The 13576-nt window shown below is 57.9% G+C and carries 7 protein-coding genes and 2 pseudogenes; 4 read left to right on the plus strand and 5 right to left on the minus strand.

The genetic code is table 11. The features are described 5' to 3' along the window. The first annotated feature begins 62 nt into the window (after nt 1–62). The 4 genes from AC5V87_RS09050 to AC5V87_RS09065 all read left to right on the plus strand — a co-directional run bounded on the left by AC5V87_RS09050 (nt 63) and on the right by AC5V87_RS09065 (nt 7252). Nucleotides 63–965, plus strand: coding sequence for an EamA family transporter (locus AC5V87_RS09050; RefSeq protein WP_495370710.1), 903 nt, complete (start codon nt 63–65; stop codon nt 963–965). After that, the gene (locus tag AC5V87_RS09055) at nt 962–2248 is read left to right on the plus strand and encodes an ATP-grasp domain-containing protein (protein ID WP_495370711.1); all 1287 of its coding nucleotides are present in this window, start codon (nt 962–964) and stop codon (nt 2246–2248) included. The genes AC5V87_RS09050 and AC5V87_RS09055 overlap by 4 nt, the downstream gene beginning before the upstream one ends. After that, the gene (locus AC5V87_RS09060; protein ID WP_495370712.1) at nt 2248–3585 is read left to right on the plus strand and encodes a glutamine synthetase; all 1338 of its coding nucleotides are present in this window, start codon (nt 2248–2250) and stop codon (nt 3583–3585) included. Before AC5V87_RS09055 ends, AC5V87_RS09060 begins: the two co-directional genes overlap by 1 nt. Before the next feature lie 1411 nt (nt 3586–4996). Continuing rightward, nucleotides 4997–7252, plus strand: a complete 2256-nt coding sequence (locus tag AC5V87_RS09065; RefSeq protein ID WP_495370713.1) for a T3SS effector XopP-like protein — start codon at nt 4997–4999, stop codon at nt 7250–7252. Between the two features lie 119 nt (nt 7253–7371). On the opposite strand, the pseudogene AC5V87_RS09070 reads toward AC5V87_RS09065, so the two are convergent. The 5 genes and pseudogenes from AC5V87_RS09070 to AC5V87_RS09090 form a co-directional block, all read right to left on the minus strand. Beyond that, nucleotides 7372–7850: pseudogene (locus AC5V87_RS09070) on the minus strand (IS5/IS1182 family transposase); the annotation flags it as partial. Nucleotides 7851–8136: 286 nt separating this feature from the next. After that, complete coding sequence (locus AC5V87_RS09075; RefSeq protein ID WP_495370714.1) at nt 8137–9189, minus strand: IS110 family RNA-guided transposase; 1053 nt, start codon at nt 9187–9189, stop codon at nt 8137–8139. 14 nt (nt 9190–9203) lie between these two features. After that, nucleotides 9204–9857: pseudogene (locus AC5V87_RS09080) on the minus strand (transposase family protein); the annotation flags it as partial. Between the two features lie 325 nt (nt 9858–10182). After that, nucleotides 10183–10866 carry a response regulator transcription factor gene (locus AC5V87_RS09085; RefSeq protein ID WP_456840444.1) on the minus strand — a complete coding sequence of 228 codons (684 nt, stop codon included), beginning with the start codon at nt 10864–10866 and terminating at the stop codon, nt 10183–10185. Beyond that, on the minus strand, nt 10863–13538 hold the full coding sequence (locus AC5V87_RS09090; protein WP_495370715.1) for a PAS domain S-box protein: 2676 nt from the start codon (nt 13536–13538) through the stop codon (nt 10863–10865). Before AC5V87_RS09090 ends, AC5V87_RS09085 begins: the two co-directional genes overlap by 4 nt. Between the last annotated feature and the right edge of the window lie 38 nt (nt 13539–13576).

Raw genomic sequence — 13576 nt, forward strand, 5'->3', positions numbered from 1 at the left:
ACGCACGCGTCCGGTCCTGCGAGGGCCGCGCGTCGCTTCGCGGGCACAGGAAGACTGGACGATTGGCGAATCGCTTCGCTTTGGGAGTGTTCCTTGTGGCGCTTTATGTCGTCGTGAGCGCGGCAGGTGAGGTTTATGCAGCGTCGTACTTTCAGCAAGCGGATGTGTTCGTCGCGCTCCTGCTGTCCTTCGCCGCGGTATGTCTGACATTCAATCTCCTGGCTCGCCACGAGGGAGAGGAGGCAACGGTGGCGAAATGGTCGCTCCTGGTCTTCGTCGCGCTCAATGTAGTGACAGCAATCAGCTGGATCGGTTTATTTATCGGACTGAAATACGCCGAACCTGCGATCGTCGTCGCTTTCATGGTCGCACTCGGGCCCACCGCGACGGTGTGGTTAAACGCATTGATCAGGCGCCAGGGCGCCCCTCCAGCATCCGATATTGTCGTGAGCGTTACGATCGCAACGATCGGCAGTTACATGATTTGGATCTCGGCCAGCGGCAACGCAGGTGTGGAGTGGGGGGCTCGATCATCCTTTGGCATCGTCTTGGCAATCGTGGCCGGGCTATCGCTGGCTCTTACAAATATACTCGTCAAACTGCTGTTCGACCATGGGTTTTCTGGCCGACAAGTCCTGGCGCATCGCTTTTATGGAACGATTCTCTTGCTGCTTGGACTGGTCGACTATTCATCTATCGTGCCTGAGATCTCGCAGCATTGGTTTGCGATCGCAGCAATTGGGCTGTCGACGATCATTGTTCCATTGCTCTTGATCCAGCAGGGCATTCGGCGCGTAGAGCCCTTCACCGTCAACATGGTCCTGTCAACCGCCCCTATCATCACCTTCCTGTTCCAGTACTTCGATTCTCGCATCGTGCCTTCGTCACATACGTTCATTGGAAACGCTCTCATTACGGCTGTCGCTGTCGGCAACATCTACTTGCAGTATCGGAGATCCGCATGAAACAACGGAATTGTGTAATCGTAGACGCATACTCTACCGGTCGATACCTACCGGAAGAGTTCAAGCGCTATGGAATTGGAACGGTGCATGTGATGTCGGCTGCAGAGATTGCGCCCATATTCCGATCGCATTTCAATGCGGATCTTTATGATGAAGTCATTCGCCCCAGCGAGGGGATGGGCTATGACGAAACCGTTGAATATCATCTTCAGGCTCTGCATGGCCGGGAATTGGAGTTCGTTATCGCGGGCTGCGAGACCGGAGTTGAACTCGCCGATTCTTTGGCGGAGCGGCTGGGCTTGCCGTCAAATGGAACCGCGCTATCCGCTGCTCGGCGTGACAAAGCGCGATTGTCTTGCGCGCTGACCTCTGCAGGCGTGCGATCCATCAGACAAGTCGTGTCCGACAATCCTGTAGAGATCGCGAGCTGGAAGCGTGAAGCGAAGTTCGATCAGATCGTGATCAAGCCGCTGAACAGTACGGGTACCGAGGATGTATTCTTTTGCTCGACAGATGCTGATATTCAGCGGGCTCTAAGCACAATTGTCGGGAAGACGAACCGTGTCGGAGTGTTGAATCGTTTTGCCCTCGGGCAAGAAAAAATAAGCGGCCAGCAGTACACCGTAAATGCCGTCTCGATCGGCGGGGAAGCTTTCGTTACAGAGGCCTGGACCTATGACACGGTTCCTATTGAGGGGGCATCATCGGTCTGCTCACTTGAGAGATTGTTGGACGGCAGCGAACCAATCGTTCAGGAACTATCCGACTATTTGGTGCGTGCGTTGCAGGCGCTACAGATCGTCGACGGACCGGCTCATGCTGAGATCATCGTCGATGATCGGGGACCGGTTCTGGTGGACTTCGGAGCGAGGCTTCAAGGGACCATGTCGGAAAAAGCACGAACGATGGCGTTGGGGCACAACCATATGAGCCTGACGGCCTGGCGCTACGCAGATCCCAAGGGCTTTGGTGAATATATGAGGCTGCGCGGGCCCTACAGGCGGCAGGCTCACGCACTTTGCGTCTCGCTGATCTCAGATATGGGCGGTGTCGTTGCCGGTTACCCGGGACTCGAAGCAATCCGCGAGCTCCCGAGCTTCGCGGATGCCATTGCATTTGTTCCAATTGGTCATGACCTGGTTCCCACGATCGACTTGGCGTCGACACCAGGCATCGTTTATCTGGTGAATAGCGACCTGACTCAGCTTGAGAATGACTATCGCAAGTTGCGAGCAATGCGGATGGACCAGGTCTTCGAGTTAGTGATGCAGGATCGCGACTAATGCCAACTGATCCCAGGTTGACCGGAGCGAATCCAGCCCGCTCGGCGATGGTCGGCGTAAGCGACTTCGATGGCGTTCTGCGAGGCAAACACGTCTTAGGTGAAGATCTCTCGGATGGAGACAAAGTCGTCAAGTTCTCTGAAGCGGTGCTGGCGTGGGATTGTGCGGACCGGGTCATTCCGGCCAGTTTTACGCAAAAGCCGCTATCAGCGTTCGGGGACGCTGACCTGCGTATTCTGTCAGGCACCGGCCGTTCGGTGTCTCATCTCGGCGATCAATATCTCTACCTCGCGGAGTTCACGGGCCCACATGAGAACATTTGCCCGCGCGGTGTTCTGCGCAGGGTCTTGCGAAGGGCTGCTGACCACGGATACGACTGCACTGTCGGGTTCGAGTTTGAATTCATGCTGTTTAAGGAGAACGCAGACACGATCGAAGAAAAGCCGTTCGGCGAGTGGGCTCCTTTAACTCGCGGCCCGTTCGGCTACTCGATTGCGCGCTCTGTCGCGCAACATGAGCTGTTTGATGAGATCTTGGCGCTTTGTGAGAAGGCTAGAATACCTCTCAGCGGACTGCACTTTGAAACGGGACCTGGCGTGGTCGAAGCGTCACTTCGTCATTGTGATGCGCTGGAAGCTGCCGATCGAGCAACCGTATTCAAGTCGATGATAAAGGCCTGGGCGCAAACGCGAGGCATGATGGCTACATTTATGGCCAAGGTTTCCGAGGAATGGCCCGGCCAGTCCGGGCATATTCACATCTCGATGTCCTCGGATAGTCAGAATGCGTTTTACGACGGTGATGCGTTCGGCAACGTCTCGAAGCTTATGAGGCAATTCATCGCCGGACAACTAGAATACATGAATGAGTTCTGTGTGCTCGCCGCGCCGAACTTCAACAGCTACAAGAGATTGGTACCTGGCTGCTGGGCACCAATCTGTCCAAGCTGGGGAGTTGACAACCGCTCCTGCGCAATTCGCACCATTCCGGGAGAGCCATCTGCCCATCGCCTAGAGTATAGGCTGCCTGGCGCAGACCTGAACCCATATCTCGCGCTCGCAAGTGCGATTGGTTCGGGAATATTGGGTGTCGAGACAGGTCCGGAACTGCCGGCTTCGATCGTCGGTGATGCAAGCGCGGAAATGTGTCGGCCGTCCGCGAGACTGCCTCAAAGCCTATCAGAGGCAACTTCTCGGTTTGCAGAGTCTGCGGCGGCAAGTGATGTCTTCGGAGAAAGGTTTGTTGAAGCGTTTTCTTGCTCGCGCCGTTGGGAGTGGGAAACCGTTCAACATCGGGTCACCGACTTTGAACGTCGGAGATACTTCGAGATCATTTAGCTTGAGCTCTTCGACAGTTCTGAACTTCATTCCTCTGGCTTGCCGGCCACACTATTGCGGCTGCCTGTTCCGCTGATGTTGGACTTCATACGGAGCAAATGTGCGTTACTCGTTAAGTGAGGACCTCGGGAACGTTGAGGAGGTCTGCTGTTATCTGCTCTGTGGCAGCAACCGCGATTGCTCCGTTGGGATGCTAGATTATATCTAACGTCAGGTCCTTCTCGTAAGCTTTACATCGGCAAGCAGATGGTGGAGCTCAAGCATGCGCCCGGTTGGCAGCTATCCCTCGCAACCCGACGAGCGTGCGCGCGCTTGCCTGGGTTGGTCCCAAAGCGGCAAGACAAACGTTGCGGTCCGTCAGCCAGAAACTCACTCCGGCTCAAGTGAACGAGCTGAAGTTCCTCGCCTCTTCATTGCCGAGTTGGCTTGCAGACCGGTAAGCGGACTGTAAGCGTAGCTCTGCGGCCCGTTTGATGATTGACGCTTGACATCTGTTTGAGCCACGTGCCGCGACGCCGCGGCTTCCAGATTTGGACAATGCGCTGGCGGCGGCCGCGAGCATCCTCGGGGCGACGAGGTTGGGATCGAACTGTGCGGGCCCCAGAGGCGGCGGCGGGGACCTGACAACGCTCTTGCCGTTGTTTCTGCTGATACCCTTCGGCGGTATACTTCTCGTCTTCGGATATGCATTGGATACATGCATCTCGAAATATCTGCATAATCGTCGCGATATCGGTCGGAGCAATTTTGGTGGTAGAACCGATTCTCACGCTTTCTGCTGCTTCGAGACGGGCTAACGGTAGTTCGCCGATATCGGATTGGCGCTCGGTGTGCTTGGCACGCTCGCTGCGCTCTTTTTATGAGCGTATTCTAAGTGCGCTTAACTGGGCAGCATCCTCGGCGAGGTCCTATTCTGAAAAGGAGTTGCGCAGCGTAGGTTCTGCTCACTCGAACGCGAGAAGAAGAGGTCGAGTTGACGGAACGTTCCACATCGAGCCAGATCTACGCATAGTTGGATCCGAAACTCTTTGGTCGAACAATAGCATCTCCTCCCGGTTAATAGGAGCTTTGCTGCTGCCGAAAGCCTGACAATCGACCCTGCGGTTCGCCATGCTCGACGGCTTCCGGTATTCGGGAATGACTTTGGCAGGGCCATTTCTGACAGCGCACATTTCCATACTGGTCACGGCGAGGCGGCGGAATGCGGACCGGCGCTACAATCGACTATCCCGCACCTTATGGGTCATCCCCATTGCTGCCTCAGCACCACAACAGCTTCCATGAAATTGGAACTCGGACGGCGGGGTTGTGCATTCGGAGAGCATCCGCCGTGAGCCGGCCGTCAGCCAGCCGTCAGCCAGGCGGCCTATCCAGGGACGCTGCGCATTGTTGACCGTATTGGAGATGGAACATGACGGGCATTGGCCGACCTGGCGAACCGCACGTTGGGGCTGCGGGAGCCGACACCACGTCGGTATCGAGCAGTGCGCATTCGGAGCCAAATTTTGCCCCTGCGGAAGGCCACCGAGTTTTCAACTCCGTCGTGGAGCGGATGCGCTTAGCGTCTGAAGATAGAATGGCGACGCTCGCGAGCCTGCCCTCAGGTTCGGGTGTGGCAGTCCCCATTTCCTCAAGCGGTGAGGGGATCAACGCAGCGAAACAAAATATGGACGACCTGCTTGAGGAACTTGATGCTTGCCACAGTGCTGCCATGGGCGCTCAGAGCTCGTCTGAGGCGCAAGAGCTGATCGATCAGGTTGTCAAAGCAGGCGCAGCAGTTCTGGACTACTACGCGAGCCTGTCTCCAGATGTAGCGCGCAGCATTCTGTCCGAAGATCAGGCTCGCCGAATTCGCGACCGGACTCTGGATGCGGGGAACGAATGCAACGCGCTGGCCCAACCGACTATCTACGCCTTGGAGAAGAGTAGGGAGAACGCGGGAAAGATACTCGAGCGGATGCGCCAATCCAATGCTCCGCCCGACCAGCTAATCCGAGCGGCTTCCAGTGTGGCGAAACACTATTTGGCCTGCACGGAGTGGTGGGAAAAGAAGGCATTGCGCTCTGAACGGATGCAGTCCGTCTGCGCAGCCACTGCCAGCTTGCCAAGTGCAACGGCCGAAATGCGACAGGCCGAACAGGCGACACTACGGCTGCATACCGGCTGGGCACTGAATACGAGGTGTGTGCATCTGCAATCGCAAGTCCTTCTCGCGCGGGTCATGATTGAGTCGCACGCGAGCACGCTCGACCCGGCCGTCAGGCAAATCCTCTTGGGTGAGAACGGTCGGGCGCGTCTACTCGGAACCTTCATGGGCGATGTTGTTCCGGCATTCCTCTCAACGGGCGACGCTGTTCTGCACAGCAAAGGACAAGCCCTCGACGCAGAGCACTGCGCCGTTCTGGAAGGGGTCATGGAGCGGCTATCGGAATTTGCGTCGGCGTTGCCCAACATGGTTGCCGAGCTAAGGAATAAGGGAGCAAGTCCCGAGCTTCCGTTGGATCTGTTGGATCAGATCGTGGAAGGATCGTGGGTCACTGCCCATGAGGTCATGCGCCTGCTAGCAGTGCAGCCGAAGACACCAGCCATCATTGCACCGCCAACGGAGGCTGGCCTTGCGTTACCGGCCGACACTGCTGGCAACGAGCCGGCGGCCGAAGGCAGTCCAGCGCGAAGGAAAGGGAAGGGCAAGCGGAGGCAGGCCGGAGGTGCGGGGAGCTCGGCAGCCGGGCAGCCCGAGCCGCAGCTCGCTAGGCCCGAAGCCGACACGGCGCGAACCACCAAGGTTATTGTGCTCTCGGATCTGGGCACGAAGAAACTCGCGAGCGCGGAAGAGGCGCATACGAGGATGTCATCGTCCGCGAGGGAACATTTGGCAATATGGCAGGCCCCGCCATCGAAGGAGACACTGACGCGCCTGCTCGCGCGATTGGACGAACTCTTGCAATTCGATCTGCGCAGTGAGCAAAGAGCCGTTTCGCAAGCGCGCCACATGAAGCCCGAAGATGCCGAGCACGTCGTGGACACCGTGGTTGAGCGGCTGCAGAGCCAATCCGCGGAGATTGAGGCCTGTGTAACCGCGCTGGACGAACCTCGCCGACGCGGCCTACTCACGCCTATCCAAGTGCCCGAAGTGCAAAAAAAAATAGTCCGCCTCAAGGCGATGTTGTCGGAGGTTAAGGGGCAGGCACGTACTGCGAAGGCGCAAAAGGCTTCGATCGAGATCGATTGCATGAAGACCTATGCGTTTCCCTCGCAGAAGTACCTCGAACGGTTGCAGGCGGCCGAGGAGTTGGCTCCGTTGGAGTCACCGCGCGCGCTGAAGGGTGAGCCAGGAACGCTGTTCGAGCTCAAGCTGCAGCCTACGCCACTGCGCAATGGTACGGTGAATCCGATGTGGGTGCACATCCATACGAAGCGGCCGGTCTATGCGTGGCAGTTAACGACATTGGATGACGCCGAATTCGCCGCTTGCCACGTGAAATCCAACGAACAGCGCGGCTACAATCGCCTCTGGCAGAACGCTCGAGCTGCAACGGGTCACGAAGACGTCGTGATCCACCGCGGCAAGCTCACGCCTGCGTTCTGCAAGTCCTTGTTAAGTTCCGCTTTTAGCGGCTATCCAGGGTATCCTTTTGCCGGAACGGAGCGCGGGGCGCGCAGGTGACTCGATACGAGACTAGTTAAGCGATAGAGTGCCGCTTGTGGTACGGCATCGGTCTTCTTCGCATCCGGATCCAGTGGCCAAATGAACCGCACTTTGGCCTCCAGGCTCCAACTCCTGAGTTAAGAAGCCGGATTGAGCTGTGTTGGAAAGGCGAGCGTTCGCCATTAGCAACTCGAGGAAGAGGCCCAAGAGTTCTCTGAGCCGGGCGAGGACGCGGCTGGAAGTCGTCGCCGACGGCCGAGAGGACGACATTAGCGGCGTCGCCGGCGCGGCCTTTGAGGTAGCAGCGGCTTTCGGCCTTCATGTGCGCGATGATGGGCTCGATGACAGAGCGACGGCGCAGCTCGCGCTTGATAACACCGAAGGTGCTGCGCTTCTGGCCGGAGATGAAGATGCGACGGGGAGTCTGCGCATCGTGGTCGCGGTACCCCTTGTCGACATAGGCCCGCTCGATCGGACAGCCGGTGAGCGTCTCTGTGCGCTCGATGACGTCCCGCAGGGGGTGCTCATCATACGGATTGTCGGGCATTGCGCTCGCGTGCAGCACGAACACTCCGCCGGGAGCGCGGCGATTGTTGGTGACGACGAAGGCCTTCACGCTCTATGGACCACGCCCGCGTTGCAAGAGGAATCGACAAAGGGATGAAGCGGTTTGCGCCAATCTATCCGGCTTCAATTTGGGGCTGTTGCCCCGAGCCATCATGGATATCCGCTCACTTCTGTCCTCAATAACTCGCCGGCCTCAAGAAGGGCCATGGAGTCGAACCAGGCTTCAGAAGTGTCGGTGGAACCGTTTCTCCATTCGTCCTTTCCGTCTCGCAAACCTCGGCGGGTTATTGTGCCTTCTGATCCCGACCTTGGATTTTCCTTTCCGGCCCTGTTTCTTATGCGGTGCGGCCCAGGAGGTTGGCGTCGTAGTCACGGCCCTTTGCGAGCATGCTCCAGGCCATGCGCGCAAGTTTTGCGGCCAGGGCAACAACCAAGACATTGGAGTGGAGCCGCTTCGACGCTGCCTCTAACCAGGCTGCGAAGCCATGCCGAGGCCAACTCTGACGCTGCAGAAGTACGGCTCTGGCACCTTGAATAAGCAGCGTTCGCAGGTACCGATTACCGCGCCTCGATATGCGCCCGAGAATGGTTCGATCGCCGGTCGAGATTTGCTTTGGTACCAGACCAAGCCATGCTGCAAAGTCTCGGCCTTTATGGAAGGCATCACCCGTTCCGATGGCGGCGACCATCGCGCTTGAGATGATCGGCCCGACGCCGGGCGCACTCATTAGGCGGCGACAGTGTGGATCTTGATCAGCGAGTTCGTCGATTTCTTTCGTCAATGACGCGACCCGTCGGTCGAGATAGCGCCAGTCCTCGGCCAAGTCCTGAATGAGCTGGATCACGCGAGGCGATAAGTTGTCGTTTGGCGCTGAGAGAATCTGAGGAAGTGCCAGTCGGAGTGCTGCCGCTCCCTGCCGCACTGGTAGCCCTCGCTCAAGCAAAAAGCCCCGGATTTGATTGATGACCGCCGTTCTCTGCGTCACCAATCGACTGCGAACTCTGTGTAGTGCCTGTAAATCAAGTTGTTCGGCTGACTTCACTGGAACGAACCGCATTGTCGGCCGCTGAGCGGCCTCGGCGATCGCTTCAGCATCCCGAAAGTCATTCTTGTGACCCTTGAGGTATGGTTTGACGTACTGCGCCGGCAAGAGCCGTACTTGATGGCCTAATTTCTCGAGCCTGCGCCCCAGATGATGTGCGCCTGCACACGCCTCCATTCCGATCAGACAACGCGGAATATTGCCCAGCGACTGGTCAAGCTGATTTCTCGACCGCTTCTTGCGTAGCGTAATTGCGCCTGTGGCATCGAGACCGACGACGTGGAATGTGTTCTTCCCGAGATCGATGCCGATTGTGACAAGGTTCGTATTCGACATGGCTTGCACTCCTGCTGCTGCCCCCCGCCGGGCTGCACGTTGCCGCTGAGAGCGGGCGTGGTCCATGCCATTAACTCGTAAGGCGCGGCGGCCTTGGCTTTGCCGATGCACTCCACCTCCGGACCATGGAAGGAATAAAGCTTCCAGCCGCGCTGGCGCTGCTGCTGCGAACGAATCTGCGCGGCCCAGCCGAGCGAAAGGGCGAAGGCCTCCTCCAGTGCCGGCTGGCCCTCGATGTTGCGGCGGATGTCGCGAATAATTGGGCCGAGCCTGCTACGCAGGATGCGCAGCTGTCCCTGATGCCGCCTGAACTGTTTGGCGCGAGCGGGAAGCCATCATCGCGGCGGCCTTGGCCACGCGAGCATAGGATTGCCGGACCTGACCCCGTGCCTTCTCGCGAACTGATTGAGGCCCTTGATGCCCGCATGCAGCAGCTCGGCATCGGTCGGAATGGTGATGGCCTTCGGCTGCACTGTGGTATCGACCGTGACGCGCTTGAGGTCCTGGCTGCGTAACGTGCCGGCCTCGTGCGCCACCCGCAGGCGCTCGGTCCGCAGCAGCTCCAGCTTGTCGCCGAGCCGCTTGCGCCAATGGCTCAGGTCTGAGCGCTCCTGCGTGAAAGCGTGCTGGAAGAGCTCTAGGTCGTGAACCCAGCGCTCGCACCCCCCCTCATCGGCCTATGATAGTGGCGAATTGCGTGAAGAACTCGATGAGCGCGGAACCAAGCCGGTTATTCCAAACCGCAGCAATCGCAATCAACCGTACGGCTTCTCAAAGCGTTTTAGTCTGCTCCGGGCTCCCCTGTGTTTGGTCGAGGCAAATATTTGGGCGATGTAGCCACGCGATTTCAAAAGAGTCTCTGTCGCCGCACGGACTGAGGCGTCGTCGTCAACGACGGAAATCAAAGGCGTGGACAAGACGAGCCCTCCTGAAGCGGGAATAGCGGCTGCAAGCATTAGCCACCTTGCGCGAAAAGTGGGCTCGACCGATGAAGTTGTAAAATCATACTTGGGTTTGTTCAGGACGATTAGCGCGAATTCCCAGTGTCTCAGTCATTCTGATCAAGTCGGCCAGCGAGCGTGCACGCATCTTTTTCATTACTTTTCCGCGGTAGATCTTGACCGTAATCTCGGCGAGCCCAAGCTCGGCGGCGACCTGCTTATTCATCAGGCCGGCAGCGACCAGTTTCATCACCCCCTGCTCGCGGGGGCTTAAGGTCTCAAATAAAGACTGCAGGTTCGCGACCGTCCGCTGAGCCTCCCGTCTTTTGCGATCGCGTTCGGTTGCCGCAACCACGGCATCAAGCAGTTCCTGATCGCGAAACGGTTTGCTGAGAAAATCGACGGCTCCTTCCTTCATGGCTCTGACGGTCATTGGAATGTCGCCATGGCCGGTAATGAAAATGATCGGGATATGTATGTTCAACCTCGCTAGCTCAGTCTGGTAGTCAAGCCCGCTCAAGCCTGGCAGCCGGACATCAAGAACTAGACAGCTAATAACCTCCGGAATTGTGCTCTGCAGCATTTCGCGGGCGGATCCGAATGCAATGACGTCTAACCCTACCGATTTAAAAAGATTGGTAAGCGAGCGACGCATTGAGATATCATCCTCGACGACGAAGACGGTCGCCTTTGTCGAGGCCTCGGGATTGCTGCCTTCATCTGACGCGTCAAATAGTGCTGTCACGAGACGGCCTCCTTATGCAGCGGCAAGGCAAGCTGGAACGTCGCGCCCGGTCCATTTTTGCGGACCATTGACAATCGTCCTCCATGAGCTTCCACGATCGACCGGCAGATCGAAAGACCCATTCCAAGGCCAGTCGATTTGGTGGTGAAGAAGGGATCCAAGACGCGGTCCGCGTCGTTCTCGGCGATGCCGACGCCGCAATCGGTCACGGCAAGGTGGACGTGCCCCACATCGTCCTTCGATGATTGAATCAGCAGTTCGCGCTTCCTGTCTGTAACTGCGTCCATGGCTTCGATTCCGTTCATCACCAGATTGATGATCACCTGTTGAAGCTGAATCCGATCGCCGAGGATCCTAGGTAGTCCTTCCCTCAACTCGGTTCGTAATGTCACTCGGTGGCTCACCAGCTCTCGTGTTACCAGCGCAATGACGTCCTTAACGACCTCATTGATATCGAGCGGCACCATCTCAATCTCGCCTTTCTTCGCGAGCGCGCGAATACGACGGATCACCTCGCTTGCCCGGATTGCGTCTTCGATGATCCACTCCACCGAAGAGCGCGCGGCGGAAAGATCAGGCGCTTCCCGGCCCATCCAACCGAGGCACGCATCCGCGTTGCTGATAATAGCGGCGAGTGGCTGGTTTATTTCGTGGGCGATGGAGGTTGTCAGCTCTCCTAACGTCGTTACACGCGTCACATGCGCAAGCTCCGACTGCGCCTTTCGTAGTTCTTGTTCGGCTTGATCGGCGCGAATTGTAGCGGTGATGTCGGTGCTGACGCCACGGTAGCCGAGAAACTTGCCCTTTCCATCGAAAAAAGGCTTGCCACTCGTGCGGACGTAGATCGGAGAACCTGTCCGATTCACGGTGCGATAGACGAGATCCCGAAACGGAAGATGGGCTTCCAACGTCGCCCGATGCTGCCGCCACTTCTCGGGTTCCTCTTCGACGTCGCACGCAATGTCCCAGCGAAGCAGGCCGAGCAATCCGGTCGCCAAAATTCCCGCAGCGCTGGTGTGCTCGGACAAGCGAGTGACCTGATGATCCGGCCCGGTCTCCCAGAGCCAGTCGGAAGCTGTTTCGGCGTAGTCGCGAAAGCGCTGTTCGCTCTCGCGCAGCGCGGCAAGTGTGTTTTCCAGGCGTTCCCTAGCTGCGTGTTGCTCGGTCACATCCATATGTGTTCCGATCAGCTCGCTGACGTTACCATCGCTGCCGATCACCACGTGCGCAACGGAGTGTATGCGTCTTATCCCGCCATCTGGTAGAAGGATACGAAAATCATATTCGAACCGCCCCTCCTTGTGTTCAATCGCCTGGCGCTGCACCTCCTGTAGCCGCGGCAAGTCCTCCGGATGGATGCGCGATCGAATGGTCTCGATCGATACCGGCTCTTGTGGGCTAAAGCCAAACAGGCGATCGACCTCGGCGGAGCGATATATGAAATCTAGACCGTAGACATCCCAGGACCAGCTGCCTGTGTGACTGAGATGCTGGGCCTCGGCCAGATAGGCCTCGCTGCGGCGCAGTTGCTGTTCTGCTCGCCTCGCCGCCGTAATATCCGTAGCTGCCCCAACAAACTCGATGTCCCCAGAGGCTGTTCTCGTCGCTCGTGCCTGCGCATGGATGTGCTTTACCGAGCCGTCCGGTAGTAGAAGCCGGTATTCGTGCTCGAAATCGCTCGGGTCTCGCATCGCGCGATCGATAATTTCTTTAACCGAAGCCCTATCATCTGGATGAGTGCGCTCAACGACGAGCTGGGGCCCCGGCGGCACCGTGTCAGGATCTAATTGGAAAATCCGAAACGTTTCCTTGGACCAGAAGGCCTCGCCCGTAGTGGGGTTCCAGCTGAAGCTGCCTGTGTGGCTCAACTCCTGCGCCTGGGCCAAATGTGCTTCGCTCCGCTGCAGAGCAAGTTCGGTCCGCCTTCGTTCCGTGATATCTTCGCAGGCGATAAGGACAATGGGCTGCTCATCGCCCCAGAGCATGGCTTTGGCGTTTTCACGTACCCACAACACCGAGCCGCCCTTCCTGACTTTCTGGACGTCCCACGTGCGCGTCTGTCCGACATCCTCCAGGCACGTCCGAACGCATTCGCGAACGAACGCGCGATCCTCCTCGAGAAATACGTCCAGCACGGATCGACCGACCAGTTCAGCAGGAGCATAGCCGAGTTGTGTCGCGCCGAGCGTATTGACGTTGAGGACAGTGCCGGCTTCATCGACCATGAAGTACATGGCGGGATTGTGCTCGAAGATGGCGCGCCACCGCTTTTCGCGATCCTCCAAATCGGCCGCACTCCGCTGAAGCTTGGCCGCAACGACACGCGCAGCCTCTCTTTCCTGGCGGAGCTTTCCGATCAGTTGCGCTCCCACAATCGAGGCAATAAAGAATGCAACAACCACCGGCAGATCTTGGGGGTCATCAATTCGCATGCTGAACGCCGGCGGCGCAAAGTAGTAAGCGAGAGCAGCGATGGCTATGATGCAAAGTGCGGACGACGCGATGAAGCTGCCCATCAACGAAAGCAGCAATACCACTAACAAATAGGCGAACGCCGTCGCGGCGAAATGCGCCTGAAGGTACAAGCAAGCCAGTGTTACCACGGCCATCGCTATGCTGCCGAAGGTAAACTGAGGGGCTGAACGTTCTAAACTGCTGATCGGGCTACGCATTCTGATTACCATCCGGCTGTTCTCCGGCGGGAGAGCTA

This window comes from Bradyrhizobium sp. SOJA106 (genome assembly GCF_059448745.1).